This window comes from Acidobacteriota bacterium (assembly GCA_016716715.1).
In the GTDB taxonomy this organism is placed as follows: Bacteria; Acidobacteriota; Thermoanaerobaculia; order UBA5066; family UBA5066; genus Fen-183.
The window spans coordinates 344,339-359,738 of the sequence record JADJVE010000002.1; the positions used below are offsets into that span (position 1 = coordinate 344,339).

At 68.8% G+C, this 15,400-nt stretch carries 10 protein-coding genes and 1 pseudogene; 8 read left to right on the forward strand and 3 right to left on the reverse strand.

Translation table 11 applies throughout. The annotated features are described in order from the left end of the window. The first annotated feature begins 9 nt into the window (after positions 1 to 9). The gene (locus tag IPL89_04075; GenBank protein MBK9062362.1) at positions 10 to 651 is read left to right on the forward strand and encodes a tetratricopeptide repeat protein; all 642 of its coding nucleotides are present in this window, start codon (positions 10 to 12) and stop codon (positions 649 to 651) included. On the opposite strand, the gene IPL89_04080 is transcribed toward IPL89_04075, so the two are convergent. After that, on the reverse strand, positions 652 to 3,402 hold the full coding sequence (locus tag IPL89_04080) for a pyruvate, phosphate dikinase (GenBank protein MBK9062363.1): 2,751 nt from the start codon (positions 3,400 to 3,402) through the stop codon (positions 652 to 654). Between the two features lie 125 nt (positions 3,403 to 3,527). Between IPL89_04080 and IPL89_04085 the strand changes: the two genes are divergently transcribed. The 5 genes from IPL89_04085 (at position 3,528) to gltA (ending at position 9,056) form a co-directional block, all read left to right on the forward strand. Beyond that, a complete protein-coding gene (locus IPL89_04085; GenBank protein ID MBK9062364.1) occupies positions 3,528 to 3,839 on the forward strand; it encodes a hypothetical protein in 312 nt (103 codons plus the stop codon). Next, complete coding sequence (locus tag IPL89_04090; GenBank protein ID MBK9062365.1) at positions 3,836 to 5,092, forward strand: tetratricopeptide repeat protein; 1,257 nt, start codon at positions 3,836 to 3,838, stop codon at positions 5,090 to 5,092. The genes IPL89_04085 and IPL89_04090 overlap by 4 nt, the downstream gene beginning before the upstream one ends. Before the next feature lie 261 nt (positions 5,093 to 5,353). Beyond that, positions 5,354 to 5,764 carry a hypothetical protein gene (locus IPL89_04095; GenBank protein ID MBK9062366.1) on the forward strand — a complete coding sequence of 137 codons (411 nt, stop codon included), beginning with the start codon at positions 5,354 to 5,356 and terminating at the stop codon, positions 5,762 to 5,764. Positions 5,765 to 5,774: 10 nt separating this feature from the next. Beyond that, positions 5,775 to 5,975, forward strand: coding sequence for a hypothetical protein (locus tag IPL89_04100; GenBank protein MBK9062367.1), 201 nt, complete (start codon positions 5,775 to 5,777; stop codon positions 5,973 to 5,975). 102 nt (positions 5,976 to 6,077) lie between these two features. Continuing rightward, positions 6,078 to 9,056 (forward strand): NADPH-dependent glutamate synthase, encoded by a 2,979-nt coding sequence (gene gltA, locus IPL89_04105; protein ID MBK9062368.1) that lies wholly within the window; start codon positions 6,078 to 6,080, stop codon positions 9,054 to 9,056. Here gltA and IPL89_04110 read toward each other — a convergent pair whose 3' ends face one another. Beyond that, on the reverse strand, positions 9,057 to 10,838 hold the full coding sequence (locus IPL89_04110) for a CRTAC1 family protein (GenBank protein ID MBK9062369.1): 1,782 nt from the start codon (positions 10,836 to 10,838) through the stop codon (positions 9,057 to 9,059). Between the two features lie 18 nt (positions 10,839 to 10,856). After that, entirely contained in the window at positions 10,857 to 12,677 is a 1,821-nt protein-coding gene (locus IPL89_04115) for a hypothetical protein (GenBank protein ID MBK9062370.1), read from the reverse strand. Positions 12,678 to 12,733: 56 nt separating this feature from the next. On the opposite strand from IPL89_04115, the gene IPL89_04120 reads away from it, so the two are divergent. Both IPL89_04120 and IPL89_04125 read left to right on the forward strand, forming a co-directional pair. Next, complete coding sequence (locus IPL89_04120) at positions 12,734 to 13,411, forward strand: dienelactone hydrolase family protein (GenBank protein MBK9062371.1); 678 nt, start codon at positions 12,734 to 12,736, stop codon at positions 13,409 to 13,411. Between the two features lie 42 nt (positions 13,412 to 13,453). Further along, a pseudogene (locus IPL89_04125) lies at positions 13,454 to 15,398 on the forward strand (molybdopterin-dependent oxidoreductase). The last annotated feature ends 2 nt before the right edge of the window (positions 15,399 to 15,400 follow it).

Sequence of the window (15,400 nt, forward strand, 5' to 3'; positions counted from 1 at the left end):
CAACTCCCGATGAAGCTCGCCTTTGCCGCCCTCGCTCTCGCCCTCGCCCTCCCCGCCTCGGCGGAGGACGCCCGGGTCGCCCCCATCAAGGCCGCCCTCAAGGCCGAGAGGTGGGACGCGGCCGTCGAGGCCGGCGAGAAGCTGGTCAAGGAGGCGCCCGAGAGTTCTGAGGCGCAGATGTGGCTCGGCCGGGCTTACGGCCAGAAGGCTCTCAAGGCGTCGCTCTTCTCGCAGATGGGCTGGGCGAAGAAGTGCAAGGCGTCGTTCGAGAAGGCCGTCGCGCTCGACCCGAAGGACGTCGACGCCCGCGTGGATCTCCTCCAGTACTACGCGAATGCGCCCGGCATCGCGGGCGGCGGCATCGACAAGGCGCGCGCGCAGCAGAAGGCGCTCGACGGGCTCGACCCCGTGCGCGGCGCGCAGATGAACGGCTTCATCCTCCTGAAAGAGAAAAAGCCGGCCGAGGCCGAGGCCGAGTACCGGCGCGCCGTCTCGCTGGCGCCGGAGAACGGCTCGGCGCACTGGCGCCTCGGCCGCGTCCTCGAGCGCGGGGGCAAGAAGGACGAGGCGAAGGCCTCCTACAAGGAAGCCCTTCGCCTCGACCCGACGCTCGAGGGCGCGAAGAAGGACCTCGAGCGTCTCGGCGGCTGACTACTTCCGAAGCGCCGCCTGCGCCGCCGCGAGGCGCGCGATCGGGATGCGGAACGGGGAGCACGACACGTAGTCGAGGCCCGTCCGGTGGAAGAACTCGACGCTCGACGGGTCGCCGCCGTGCTCGCCGCAGATCCCGACCTTGAGGCCGGGGCGCGTCGAGCGGCCGAGCTCGGTTCCCATCTTCACGAGCTTGCCGACGCCGCCCTGGTCCAGCTTCTCGAACGGGTCGGACGGCAGGATCTCGCGCCGCACGTAGTCCGGCAGGAACTTGCCGGCGTCGTCGCGCGAAAGCCCGAACGTCGTCTGCGTGAGGTCGTTCGTCCCGAAGCTGAAGAACTCGGCCTCGCGGGCGATCTCGTCGGCCGTCACGGCCGCGCGCGGCAGCTCGATCATCGTCCCGACGAGGAAGTCCACCGTCACGCCCTCGGCCTCGAAGACCTTCTTCGCGACGTCGCGCACGACCTTCACCTGGTCGGCGAGCTCGTGCACGTGCGAGACGAGCGGGATCATGATCTCCGGCTTCACCTCGATCCCTTCCTTCTTGACGCGGCAGGCGGCCTCGAGGATGGCGCGCGTCTGCATCCGCGTGATCTCGGGGAACGTGATGCCGAGGCGGCATCCCCGGTGGCCGAGCATCGGGTTCATCTCGGAGAGGTCGGCGACCTTGCGCGCGATGAGGCGCGGGTCGACGCCCGTCTGGCGCGCGACGGACTCGCGCTCCTTTTCGCCGTGCGGGAGGAACTCGTGGAGCGGCGGGTCGAGCGTGCGGATCGTGACCGGCCGCGGGCCCATCGCCCGGAACAGGCCGATGAAGTCCTCGCGCTGCATCGGGAGGATCTTGTCGAGCGCGCGCTCGCGGTCCTCCGTCTTGTCCGCGAGGATCATCTCGCGCACGGCGGTGATGCGCTCGCCGCCGAAGAACATGTGCTCCGTGCGGCAGAGGCCGATGCCCTCGGCGCCGAACGCGACGGCGTTCAGGGCCTGGTCGGGCTGGTCGGCGTTCGCGCGCACCTTCAGGCGGCGCGCCTTGTCGGCCCACTCCATGAGCGTCGCGAAGCGGCGGTACACCTCGCTCTTCGCGGGATCGAGCGTCTTGTCGAGGAGGACCTGGAGGACTTCCGACGCCTTCGTCGCGATGCGGCCCTCGAGGACCTCGCCGGTCGAGCCGTCGATCGACACCCAGTCGCCCTCGTGGACCATCTTCGGGTCGCCCGACTTCTGCGTGACGATCATCTGCCCCGTCTGGTGCTCGATGCGCAGGACCTCGCACCCGACGATGCAGACCTTGCCCATCTGCCGCGCGACGAGCGCCGCGTGCGACGTCATGCCGCCGCGCGCCGTGAGGATGCCCTCGGCCGCGTTCATGCCCTTGATGTCCTCGGGGCTCGTCTCCTCGCGCACGAGAAGCACCTTCTCGCCGCGCTCGGCCCACTCGAAGGCGTCGTGCGCCGTGAAGACGACGCGGCCCGTCGCCGCGCCGGGGCCCGCGTTGAGCCCCTTGGCGAGGAGACGGCCTCCGGCGAGCGCTTCGTTCTTCGCGGCCGGGTCGAAGATCGGGCGCAGGAGCTGGTTCAGCGAGTCGGGGTTCACGCGCAGGACGGCCTGCTCGGGCGTGATGCGCTTCTCCTCGACCATCTCGACGGCGATGCGCACCTCGGCGAAGCCGGTGCGCTTGCCGGTGCGCGTCTGCAGCATCCAGAGCTTGCCGCGCTCGACCGTGAACTCGATGTCCTGCATGTCGCCGTAGTGGTCCTCGAGCGTCTTGCGGATGCCGAGGAGCTGCTTGTAGATCTCGGGCATCTTGGCGTCGAGCGTGGCGATCTTCTGCGGCGTCCTCACGCCGGCGACGACGTCCTCGCCCTGCGCGTTGATGAGGTACTCGCCGTAGAAGATGTTCTCGCCGGTGGACGGGTCGCGCGTGAAGGCGACGCCGGTGCCGCAGTCCTCGCCGAGGTTGCCGAAGACCATCGACTGCACGTTCACGGCCGTGCCCCAGCTCTCGGGGATTCCGTTGAGGTGCCGGTAGACGATCGCGCGCTCGTTCATCCACGAGCCGAACACGGCGCCGATCGCGCCCCAGAGCTGCTCCATCGGGTCGTCGGGGAACGTCTGGCCGGTGCGGTAGAAGATCTCGGCCTTGAAGTCGCGAACGAGCTCCTGCAGCGCCGTCACCGAGAGCTCCGTGTCGAGCGTGACCTTGTAGGCGATCTTCTTCTTCTCGAGGATCACCTCGAAGGGGTCGCGCTCACGCTTGTCAAGGGGTTTGAGGTTCAGGACGACGTCGCCGTACATCGCGACGAACCGGCGGTAGCAGTCCCAGGCGAAGCGGGGATTTCCGGAGACTTGCGCCAGACCTTCGACCGTCTTGTCGTTGAGGCCGAGGTTCAGGATCGTGTCCATCATCCCCGGCATCGAGGCCCGGGCGCCGGAGCGCACGGAGACCGTCAGGGGGTTCTTCGGGTCGCCGAACTTCCGCCCCAGCGCCTTTTCGATACCCGCCAGGTGCTCGGCGACCTCGTCGCGCAAACCACTGGGGTAGCTCTGGTTGTTGGCGTAATAGTGGGTGCAGACCTCGGTCGTCATCGTGAAGCCGGGGGGGACGGGCAGGCCCAGCCGGGCCATCTCGGCCAGGTTCGCTCCCTTGCCGCCGAGGAGGTCTTTCTGGTCGCCTTTGCCCTCGGCCACACCCGCGCCGAAGGCGTATACGTGCTTGAGACCCACCATTGCCGTCGACTTCGTCGTCGCCATACCGTCGCCCTCTGTCCCGGGCAGGTTTCCCGGGACCCGAGGGTGCCCGGTGCGAACCGAATCGCGCTTTTGACCCGCGCCGGATTCCGGGTTTAGCATAAGCCCCTGTTCGCGGTAGAGCATTGATGCAGACGAAGGTCGAAGGCCTCGCGCCCCTCGAAGGGTGGGATCGGCGTCCCAAGCCGTCCTCGCCGGAGATGGAGCTGCCGGCGCGTCCCGTCTGGGACTGGGCAGAGCTCAACGCGAAGTTCCGCCCGCGCCTCGTCGCGGCCGGCGTCATCCGGTTCGGCCTCTCCGAGGACGACTGCGAGGCCGCCGCGCAGCGCGTCTTCCTCAAAGCGCTCGCGATGAACCCGCGCGTCCGCGACCCGAAGGCGTTCCTCAGGGCCGCGTTCCTCGAGCAGTGCTACCGCCTGCTCGCCCCGGAGCTCCCGTGAAGCGCGACGAGATCTTCGAAGCGCTCGTGGACTCCGAGATCGAGCCGGCGGTTCCGCGGGCCGAGTTCGGGCGGACGCTTCCGTTCGTAAGGACGCGCGTCCCGCTGGAAGACATCTACCGGTTCTCGGTCGACGCCGAGAAGCCCGCCGAGCTGGTCCTCAAGGCCGCGCGCTCCGGACCCGACGAGCTCGCCGCCGCGATGCGCGCGCTCGACGGCAAGCCCTACCGCGGCTTCGCGCTGCTGTATGCGGCGCAGAAGGGCGGACCGCTCGTCGCCATCGATCCGCGCAAGGCCCTCGCTCTCGCCAGGGCAGTTCAGACCGAGGCAAACTCGCTCGCCGAGGCAAACCGTGATGCTCGGGCCACGACTCCGGCTCCGCGCCAGGCGGTACAGGCCGAGTCCCATCTCCTCGAATCGCAGGCACTTCTCATCATGGGCGACCCGACGGCCGCCCGCAGCGCTGTCACTTCTGCAAGGCCTCTATTCGTCGAAGCCGGCGACCTCGGCTTCGGGGCGGCGCTCTGCGACTACTACGAGGGTGACGCCGCGACGTTCGGCCGCGACTACAAGGCGGCCGAAGGGCTGATCCGGTCCGCCCTGAAGACCTTTGAAGAATTCGGTCAGGACCATTTCCTCGCCAAGTCGGAAGCGGCGATCGGAACCATCCTCGAGAACCACGGCGACTACGCCGAGGCCCTTCCGTATTTCGATCGGGCGATCGTCCACTTCGACCCGGAGAAAGATGCCCGGGCGTTGACAGCCACACTCAACAACCGGGGAAACTCGCTTGCGCGCCTCTCCCGCTTTGACGAGGCCCGGGCGAGCTACGCGAAGGCTCTCACCCTCGCTCTTCGGAACAACTTCGCGACTCACCTTCGATACATCCGGAGCGGCCTTGCCGAGCTCGACTTCCTGCGCGGCCAGTACACGCGCGCGCTCCGGGCCTTCCGCGAGATTGCGGCGGAGTCCGCCACCAACGGTTCCGCCACCGACGTCCTCTTCGCCCGCCTCTACGTCGCGGAGTGCCTCGGCCGGACGGGACAGTTCGACGCAATGGCCGCTGAAGTCGACGCGCTGCGCCGCGACCGCAAGCAGACGGTCTTCAGCCCCTCGCCCGCTCTCGGCGAGCTCTTCGTCTGCCTAGACCAGGGCACGATCGACGCCGACCTCGTCGCGCACGTGCGCGAGTACATGCAGGACGAGGAGAACGGCATCGAGCGCACGTACCAGCCCCTGCGCCTCGTGGGTTGATCCCGCACAGACGCGATCTCATCCCCTTTTTCTGAGCATTTCTTTGGCCGCCTTCGGGCGGCTGAGGCCTTTTTGACAGCCGGGGGGGTCAAAGGGCCGTGTCCCGTCTGTCTTAGTGAGTGAAGGCAGGAGAGCTGTCCTGCCGCGGGGTACCAAGGACAGAGGAGGACACATGGACTTCATCTTCTTTCTCATCGAATTCTTCAGATCGTTGCCCATCCCCGGCTAACGCCGCCGGGGGCCCACCAAAGGAGTCACGACATGTTGAACGCACAACTGCCGAAGGAAGAGCCGGCCGGTGATGTCACCCTGTCGCTGACGCTTCACGCGCCGCACCCGATCCTCGTCTCGAGCACGGACGAGCCGGGCAAGGTTCTGCTGCACCTCGAATTCCGGAACAAGGCCCAGCAGCCGTGGGAGGGGAGCACCGAAACGGGTCCCCTCCTCGAGCTGGTCCTTCTGGACTCCGAGGGCCGCGAGCGCGCCCGGCAGACGCGGCAGTGCCGGATGCTCGCTTATCCCACCCGCCTGGAGCCCGGCAGGGGGTTCAACCTCCCCCTCTACGTTCCCCTGCCCGGGCTCTCTTCTTCGGGCGAGGACTTCCGCGTCGAGATCCGCATGATCCCCGGCCGCGAGCTTCTGACCGGCCACCTGCGCATCCAGCCGCGCTGAGGAGGACGTCATGGCAGCCGTCGTGAACACCGCGGACGAACACGTGCCCTTCGACGAGACGGCGGTGACGCGCAGCCGCCACAAGTGCTACTTCTGCGACGTGCACCGTTCCGACGAGTGGAAGTTCATCGCGCGGCTGAACGCATTCATCTGCAAGACCTGCCAGGATCGCATCGAGGCCAGGCTCGCCGACGAGCGGAAGACGGGCTGAGCCCAACGCCTCGCGAGGCCTGCGCCCTGTAACGAGACGCGTTCTTAGTAGGCCATTTGCACCATGGCCGCGCGGGGACCACCTCCACTAGCCTCCGGTTCCATGTACAGGATCGTCCGCCGGCAGCAGTTCTCGGACACGACCTTCCTCTGGGACGTCCACGCCCCCGACGTCGCGAAGGCCGCCCAGCCGGGCCACTTCGTGATGGTTCGGCTGCGCGAGGGCGGCGAGCGCATCCCGCTGACCGTGGCGGACTTCGACCGCGAGTGGGGGACCATCACGATGGTCGTCCAGGCCGTCGGCAAGACCACCAAGGAGATGCTCCAGGACTACGCCGAGGGCGACACCTTCCTCGACTTCGTCGGGCCGCTCGGCCTCCCCTGCCACGTCGAGAAGGCGGGCCACGTCGTCCTCGTGGGCGGCGGCCTCGGCGTCGCCCCCGTCTTCCCGCAGCTCCGCGCCTTCAAGGAGGCCGGGAACCGGATCACGGGGATCATCGGCTTCCGCTCGAAGGAGCTCGTGTTCTGGGAAGCGAAGTTCCGGGAGTTCTGCGACGAGCTCATCGTCTGCACGGACGACGGCTCGTACGGCCGCCCGGGATTCGTGACGGCCGCGCTCAAGGACGTCCTCGAGAAGGAGAAAGTCGACGAGGTCGTCGCGATCGGGCCGCTCCCGATGATGCGCGCCTGCTGCGACACGAGCCGGCCGTTCGGCGTCAAGACGATGGTGAGCCTGAACGCGATCATGGTGGACGGCACCGGGATGTGCGGTTCGTGCCGCGTCACGGTCGACGGCAAGGTGAAGTTCGCCTGCGTCGAGGGCCCGGACTTCGACGGCCACCTCGTGGACTTCAAGGAGCTCGCGTTCCGGCAGAGCCGCTTCAAGACGCAGGAAGTCGAGGCCCAGAAGGACTTCGACAAGGTCTGCTCGTACGACGAGCAGCTCTTCGAGCTCGAGAAGCGCAACTGGAAGAAGCTCAAGGAGCTTCCGCCCCACGCCACGAAGATGCCCGAGCGCGACCACGTGGAGCGCTCCGGGAACTTCCTCGAGGTGAATCTCGGCTACCGGATGGTGGACGCCCTGCAGGAGGCCGAGCGCTGCATCCAGTGCGTACGACCGTCGTGCATCGAGGGCTGCCCCGTCAACATCGACATCCCCCGCTTCATACGGCACATCCTCATCCGCGACCTCCCGGGCGCGCTCTCGGCGATCCAGGAGAGCAACCTCTTCGCCTCGATCTGCGGGCGCGTCTGCCCGCAGGAGAGCCAGTGCGAGGCGCAGTGCATCCTCGTGAAGGGCAAGATGGAGTCCGTCGCGATCGGGCGCCTCGAGCGCTTCGTGGGCGACAACGCGCCGGCCTTCGTCATGGGCAAGCCGGCGAACGCCGGCAAGCTCGGCAAGGTCGCGATCGTGGGCTCGGGCCCCGCGGGCCTCGCCTGCGCGGGCGACCTCGCGAAGGCGGGCGCCGAGGTCACGATCTACGAGGCGCTGCACGTCATCGGCGGCGTCCTGAAGTACGGCATCCCGTCCTTCCGCCTGCCGAGGACGACGATCGACCGCGAGGTGAAGAACCTCGAGTCGATGGGCGTGAAGTTCGAGACGAACAAGGTCATCGGCAAGACGTTCACGATCCCGCAGCTCCAGACGGAGATGGGCTACGACGCCGTCTTCATCGGGACGGGCGCGGGCGCGCCGAGCTTCCTCGGCATCCCCGGCGAGTTCGCGGGCGCCGTCTACAGCGCGAACGAGTTCCTGACACGCGTGAACCTGATGGGCGGCGACCGCTTCCCGTACGAGGACACGCCGGTGACGCCCGGCCGCCGGGTCGTCGTCCTCGGCGCGGGCAACACCGCGATGGACTGCCTGCGCGTCTCGCGCCGCCTCGGCGCGGCCGACGTCAAGTGCGTCTACCGCCGCACGGAAGCCGAGGCCCCGGCTCGCATCGAGGAGATCCGCCACGCCAAGGAGGAGGGGATCACCTTCCACTGGCTGCGGAGCCCGCTCCGGATCGAGACGAACGAGGCCGGCGACGTCAAGGCCATCGTGACGCAGGTCATGGAGCTCGGGCCGCCGGACAAGTCCGGCCGCCGCAGGCCCGTGCCCGTCGAGGGCGAGACCGAGACGTACCTCTGCGACACGGTCATCTACGCGCTCGGCACGAAGGCGAACCCCGTCATCGCGCGCTCGACGCCCGGCCTCGAGACGCGGGACGAGGGCTACATCAACGCGGACCCGAAGACACAGGCCGCGAACCTGCCCGGCGTCTTCGCGGGCGGCGACATCGTGACCGGCGGCGCGACCGTCATCCTCGCGCTCGGCGCCGGCCGCCGGGCGGCGAAGGCGATCGTGAAGTACCTCGAGACGAAGCAGTGGCCCGTCGTCCTCGCCGACGAGCCGGCTCCGGCCCCGAAGAAGGCGAAGACGTCCGAGGAGATGGAAGCCGTGAAAGTCTGCTCGAAGTGCCACCAGCCCCTCGAAGGCGACGAAGAGTACGTCTGCTGTGCGGGCCTGACGCTCACGTGGACGTGCGACGGCTGCCAGAAAGTCTACGAAGGCTTTGCGTTCCCGTACGGCCTCTGCCCCGCCTGCGGCGGCACGCTCTCGCATGGGCACGACGTGAAGCTCGACAACGAGCGGGCCGTCGAGGCCCTCCGGCAGGCGTTCGAGATCGAGCTCGGCGGCCTCGCGTTTTACGCGCGCGGCGCCGAGACGACGCAGGACCCCGCCCTCAAGGCGCTCTTCACGAGCCTCTCCGTCATGGAGCGCGGCCACATGGAGACGCTCTCGCGCCGTTACCACGTGCCCGAGCCGGACACGGCCGCTCCGGGCCTCTCGGCCGCGCGCGTCGCCGTCTACGCGGAAGCCGGAAACAAGACCGAGACCGGCGAGGACCTCCTGAAGCTCGCCGTCCACCTCGAGCGGCGCGCCCGGAACTTCTTCCTCGAGAGGGGCCGCGAGCTCGAGCCCGGCTCGGCCGAATGGAAGCTCTACCGCGAGATGGAGGCCGAGGAGCGCGAGCACACCGACCTGCTCACGACGGCGCTCGTGCGCTACGCGGCCGGCAAGCCCGTCCTCGTCTGATTACTTCCGGCGGAGCGCCTCGAGCGCTCCGCCCTTCCTCAGCTTCCACGCGCCCTTCGGGACGTCGCCGAGGTCCTGCGTCGTGCCGTCGGGCCACTTCACCGTGACGCGCGCGGACGCGGCCGCCCCGAGGCCGAAGTGCAGCGGGAGCCACGAACCGCTCGCGTACGACGGCGCGACGTAGAACTCCTTCATCTTCGTGCCGGCGGTCACGCGCGTCCCGAGGACGGTCTTCCGGTCCGCGCCGGCCACCGGGAGGATTTCCAGGGCGTTGCCTCCGGGTGCGGCGTTGCGGAGGACGATCGCCGCGACGTCGATCGGGTTGAAGACGAGGTCTTCCTTCCCGTCGCCATCGAGATCCCCGGCCGAGAGTCCGCGCCCGACGATCACGAGGCGCCCGAGGTCGCCGGACTCGGCCGAGACGTCCCGGAACGTCATCGTCCCGGGGGCGCTCTCGTTGTGGAAGAGGAACTGCCGCTGGGCGTAGCTCTTCTCCCCCACCGCGAAGTTCTTCGCCTTCGGGTTGAACCAGCCGCCGACGACCGTGAAGAAGCGCGAGAGGATCTGGCCGCTGGTGACGGCGAGATCGTCCTTGCCGTCGTTGTCCCAGTCGAGCGCCACGGTTCCCCACTTCGAGAGCGGCAGGACGGGGTCGTGGTCGCCGCCGAACGCCTCGCGCTCGCTCTCGGCGAACGTCGCGCCCTCGACGTTGCGGTAGAGCGTGTTCGGCTCGTTCGCGTAGTTCGTGACGTAGAGATCGGGGCGGCCGTCGCCGTCGAAGTCCGCCGCGACGAGGCCCATGCCGCTGCGCGTCTTCCGCCCGAACGCCGTGACGCTGCCTTCCTCGGGGAAGCCCGTGCCCGTCTCGTCCGACACGTCGCGGAAGACGCCGCCGCCCTCGTTGTGAAAGAGGGTGTTCCGCCACTGGTCGTTCGCCACGTAGAAGTCGGCCTTCCCGTCGCCGTCGTAGTCGAGCGCGACCGCGCCGATCGTCTTACTGCCCGGGTCGCGCGTGCCGCTCGCGTCCGTCACGTCCGCGAACTTCCAGCCGCCGAGGTTTCGGAGCATCTGGTTGTCCTGGCCCTTGTACTCGTCGGGCGTCATGAAGGACGTCGCGGGCGCCTTCGACTCGCGCAGCGAGTCCGTCTCGAGGTAGTTGCCGAGGTAGACGTCCGGCAGCCCGTCGCCGTCGATGTCGAGCGCCATGAGGCCGATCGTGAACTTCCCGCCCTCGAGGCCCGTCGACTCCATCTTCTGGAACGTGCCGTCGCCCTTGTTGCGGTAGACGAGGTTCGGGTCGCCCGCGTTCCCGATGACGAGATCGGGGAATCCGTCGCTGTCGAGGTCGGCCCACATCGCGGTGACGCCCCAGCCGCATGCGACGACGCCCGATTTCTCCGTGACGTCCTCGAACGTGCCGTTTCGGAGGCTGCGGAAGATGCGCGTGCAGTCCTTGAGCTCCTGCGTCTTCCCGTGCTTGCGCCACTTCGAGCCGCTCTTCACCTGCTGGACGAGGACGAGATCCAGCCAGCCGTCGCCGTCGAAGTCGGCCAGCGCGGCGCCGCCCCCCATCGTCGGGATGAGCTTGCCGTCCGTGATGTCGCCGTGGAACCGGAACTTCACGCCCGAGGCCTTCGTCACGTCCGTGAAGAGGCCGCCCGTGACGTTCTTCCGGACGGAGGGCTCCCCGGGAAAGAAGATCGAGCAGGCGACGAGAAGCGCGAGGGCGACGGCGACGGCCGCGATCGCAGCAATGCGGAACAGCTTCACGGCCACGCTCACCGGGCCGGAGTATAGGAGTCAGCGCTCGGCGACGCGGGGCGCGGCGAGGTTGGACGGCTTCGGCGAGACGCCGTCTCGATCGACGAGCTCGACGCGCTCGAGGGAGGGGACAGTGAATGTCCCGACGATCTCGGAGGTGAAGCTTCCTTTCGTCGTCGCGCGCGGCGTCGTCAGCGAAAACGTGCCCTCCGGGAGCAACGCGGCGCCGCGCAGATCGAGCGAGGCGGCCGACCCATCGGGGCCGAGGCCGTTCGCCTCGAGCGCCGCGCGAAGGACCTGGTAGGGGAACGGAACCCCGCCGCGCACGACGACGTAGTCGTAGTCTGCGGCGGCCCGCCCGGACTCGTTCCGCACGGTCAGGCCCGCGAACCCGGAAGGCCGGCGCAGTGTCACGGGAAGCCGGCAGTCCTCGGGACGGTCGCACGAGGACGGCGAAGGGACGAAAGCCTGCGCGATCGCGCTTCCGCGAGACACCACGAAAATCGGCCGGCCGCCGACCTTCTCCCCTTCGAGGCGGATCTCGCCCTCCAGACTCGAAGGACCGAGTCGGGTCACGGCGCCGGCCATTCCGATCCCCATGTAGGACTCGAGGGGCCCGACGAGCGCGACGGCGCGCGCACCCTCAACGGGCCGGCCGCTTTCGTCCGAGACGGCGAGGACGATTTCCTTCGAAGGATCGAGAAACGTCTCGACCTGCTTCACCTGGTCCCGCACGATCGCGACGGTCCCGAGGTCCTTCGAATAGTGGCCCTTGCACGTCACGTTCGCACGAACGGTGCCGCCCGCGAGCGAGTACTCGCGTGCAATTCCCTTCTCGTCCGTCGTGAGCTGCGACCCGCGGTAGGACGTCTCGCCGTCCTTCGCCCATTCCACCTGAATCGCACAGCCCCTCAAAGGCTGTCCCGAGCGAGCGTCGCGAACGGTGACCTCGAGAGCGGTCGCGTCCAGCTCGATCACGATGTCCTCGACGGTGCGGGCCGCCTCGTCGAGCTTGACCTGCTTGGGAAACGCCGCGACCGCGTGGGGATCCTCCGACTCCGCCTTCAGGCCGATCGCGTTCCCGGCTCGCGAGATCACCTTCAGCTCGAAGGATCCGTCGGCTGCTGACGCGGTCTCGGCGCCGACACCCTCCCCGACCCCGTTCACGAACTCCATCGAGGTGACGCGAGCGGGGCGCGGAGTGCCGTCGTGGAGGCGCGTCGTCCCGCGGAGGGTCCACTCTCCGAGCAGCAACTCGACGACCAGCGCGGGCAGGTCGCCGTCGGGAGCGACCGCGACGGTCTGGCGCGTCGAGCCGAAACCGGGGGCGGCGAGAGAGACGTTGTAGAAGCCTCCCTCGATCCGCGGGAACCGGGCGCGCCCCTCGTCGTCCAGGCGCTGCGTCGTTCCCTCCATCGGATTGCAGTTCGATCGCACGCGCTGAACGCGGCAGCGCGCGAGCGTCACCTCGGGCCGCGCCTCGCCACGCCTTCGGGCGAGTCCCGACACCCGCACCTCGACGTCCTGGTTCGGGGCAAGGACGACGTCGCGGCGGCCGGCCTCAAAGTTGGCGGGCAGCTTGAGCGTGCCCGTCCGGAAGCCCGGCGCGCCGATGCGGAGCGTGAGCGGATCGGCGACGGGGAGGAGCCCGAGGTCGAGGAGTCCGTCATCCTTGGACAGTCGCGCGCGCTTTGCGAGTCGTCTCCGCGAACGCCTTCTCGGCCGGGGTCGCCGAGTCGGCGAGACCTTCGCGCCCTTCACTGGCGCCTTCGACGCATCGCGCACGAGGACGACGACCGGGCGAGCCACGGGCGCGGCGGCCGCCACCTGGAGGAGCAGCACGGCGACGAGTGAGTTCATGGAAGGCCTCGCATCCTCGAGTCTGGCATAGGATCGCGCGGCGCGGAGGGAACCACATGGGCGAAAAGGTCAACGTCACACTCAACGGGCAGAAGGTCGACGGGTGGCTCGCGAAGCCGGCGTCCGGCAAGGGACCGGCCGTCGTCGTGATCCAGGAGTGGTGGGGGCTCGTGCCGCACGTCAAGGACGTCACCGAACGCTTCGCGAAGGAGGGCTTCGTCGCCTTCGCGCCCGACCTCTACCACGGGAAGACGACGACCTCGCCCGACGAGGCGGGGCGCCTCCTCATGGAGCTGGACGTCGAGCGCGCGGGCCGGGAGATCGCCGGCGCGGGCGCGTTCCTCCTCCAGCGCGCCGAGTGCGCGTCGAAGAAGTTCGGCATCGTCGGCTTCTGCATGGGCGGCGCGCTCGCCCAGTACGCGGCCACCTCGAATCCGAACGTCGGCGCCGCCGTGAGCTTCTACGGCGGCTTCAAGAAGTGCCCGCTCGACTGGAAGCACCTCGCCTCCCCGCTGCTCCTCCTCTACGGGGGGAAGGACACGGGCGTCCCTGCCTCCGACGCCAAGCCGCTCGAGGAGAAGCTCAAGGCGATGGACAAGGACGTCGAGGCCGTCGTCTACCCGGACTGCGGCCACGCGTTCTTCAACGACTCGCGCGCGAACGTCTACGACCCGAAGGCGTCCGTCGACGCCTGGAAGCGGACGCTGGCGCTCCTCCGCCGGGCTTTGGTCTAGTCCACCCGCCCGGGCGCGACGCCGTCTCTCTAGAATGGGCCCATGGGCGCCGTCGAGCTCCGCACCGTCTGCAACCGCGACTGTCCCGACGCCTGCGGACTGATTGCGACCGTCGAGGACGGAAAGCTCGTCGCCCTCGGCGGCGACCCGGCCCACCCCGTCACGAAGGGCTTCCTCTGCACGCGGACGTCGCGCTTCCCGGAGATGCAGAACGGGCCGCTCCGCCTCACGACCCCGCTGCTCAGGAGGGATGGCGTTCTCGCGCCCGCCACGTGGGAGGAAGCTCTCGGTTTCGTGGCGGACAGGCTCCTCGCCATCCGGAAGGAGTCCGGCCCCGCGGCGATCCTCCATTACCGCTCCGGCGGCTCGCTCGGCCTCCTGAAGTCCGTCGTCGACCTGTTCTTCGAGCTTCTCGGCCCCGTGACCGTCAAGAGCGGGGACATCTGCTCGGGTGCTGGCGACGCGGCGCAAGCGACGGACTTCGGCGAGGAGGAGTCGCACGACGTCTTCGATCTCCTGAACGCGAAGCACGTGATCCTCTGGGGAAAGAACGCGGCCGTCTCGAACGTCCATCTGCAGCCAATCCTGCGTGAGGCGAAGAGGAAAGGCGCGCGCGTCCTCCTCGTGGATCCGATCCGCCACAAGAGCGAGAAGCTCGCCGACCGCGTGATCCTTCCCCGCCCAGGGGGCGACTTCGACCTCGCCATGGGGGTTGCGGCACGTTTGTTCGAGCGTGGGCGGAATCGACTCGGCGGCGCCGTCGTACTGCGACCACTTCGACGCGTTCCGTTCCCTCGCCCTCTCCCGGCCCGCCGGAGAGTGGGCTGCCGCCGCCGGCGTCGACGCCGGCGACGTCGACGTCCTCGCGTCGGCCCTCGCGGACAGGCCCTGCTCGATCCAGGTGGGCTGGGGCATGGGCCGCCGCATGAACGGCTCGGCCATCGTCCGCGCGCTGGATGCGCTCGGCGCCGTGAGCGGCAACCTCGGGATCCCAGGCGGCGGCGTCTCCTTCTACTTCAAGAGGCGCGGGGCGTTCGACACGTCGTTCCTGAAGAAGACCCCCCCGCGCGCGATCCCCGAGCCGCTCCTCGGCGAGGGCATTCTGGCGGCGCAGGATCCGCCCATCCGCGCCGTGTGGATCACCGCCGGCAACCCCGTCTCGATGCTGCCGGACTCGGCCACCGTCGCGAAGGCGCTCGAGTCGCGCGAGCTCGTCGTCGTCGTGGACCCGTTCATGACCGACACGGCGCGACGCGCGACGGTCGTCTTCCCAACGACGACGCTCGTCGAGGACGACGACCTGATGGGCGCCTACGGCAACCACTGGCTGGGCGCCTCGACGCCCGTCGTGCCCCCGCCCCCGGGCGTCCTGACCGACCTCGAGATCGTCCAGGCGCTCGCCCGCGCCATCGACGAGAGGAGCGGGGAAAGAGAAGAGAAGATTTCTTTGAAAGTAAGAGGGACGGCCCGGGAGTGGAAGAAGCGGTTGCTCTCGCGAGTGGAAGCCGCGGGAGTCACGCTGGAGCAGCTCGAGCGGGCCTCGGTCCGAAACCCATTCGCAGAAAGGGTCCTCTTCGAAGATCGCAAATTTGCGACGCCATCCGGCAAGGTGAACCTGATTCACACATTGCCTGTCGTGCCCCCCGAGGAGCCCGGCTATCCCCTCTGGCTTTTCTCGAACTCGACCGAGCAGTCGCAGAGCTCCCAGTGGGCGATCCCCGAGCCGGACCTCCTCCACGCGACGTGCCACCCGTCCGCCGCGCCTCTCTTCGCGGACGGCGAGGTGGTCCGCCTCGAGAGCGCGATCGGCGCGATCCGCGTGCGCCTGCGGTTCGACCCGGCGCAGCGCCCCGACGTCGTGATCGTCCCGAAGGGCGGCAACTACGACCGCGGGAACTGCGCGAACGCGCTCGTGAGGGCGCGCCTCACGGACGCCGGCGAAGGCGCGGCGTATCTCGATTGCCGCGTCCGCTTCGCGAGGGCCTGAGC

Excerpts from the sequence above, each read along its gene's own strand:
- IPL89_04100 (MBK9062367.1), top strand. The coding sequence starts at position 5,775 with ATGGCAGCCGTCGTGAACACCGCGGACGAACACGTGCCCTTCGACGAG.
- IPL89_04115 (MBK9062370.1), bottom strand. The coding sequence starts at position 12,677 with ATGAACTCACTCGTCGCCGTGCTGCTCCTCCAGGTGGCGGCCGCCGCG.
- IPL89_04075 (MBK9062362.1), top strand. The coding sequence starts at position 10 with ATGAAGCTCGCCTTTGCCGCCCTCGCTCTCGCCCTCGCCCTCCCCGCC.
- IPL89_04095 (MBK9062366.1), top strand. The coding sequence starts at position 5,354 with ATGTTGAACGCACAACTGCCGAAGGAAGAGCCGGCCGGTGATGTCACC.
- IPL89_04120 (MBK9062371.1), top strand. The coding sequence starts at position 12,734 with ATGGGCGAAAAGGTCAACGTCACACTCAACGGGCAGAAGGTCGACGGG.
- gltA (MBK9062368.1), top strand. The coding sequence starts at position 6,078 with ATGTACAGGATCGTCCGCCGGCAGCAGTTCTCGGACACGACCTTCCTC.
- IPL89_04085 (MBK9062364.1), top strand. The coding sequence starts at position 3,528 with ATGCAGACGAAGGTCGAAGGCCTCGCGCCCCTCGAAGGGTGGGATCGG.
- IPL89_04080 (MBK9062363.1), bottom strand. The coding sequence starts at position 3,402 with ATGGCGACGACGAAGTCGACGGCAATGGTGGGTCTCAAGCACGTATAC.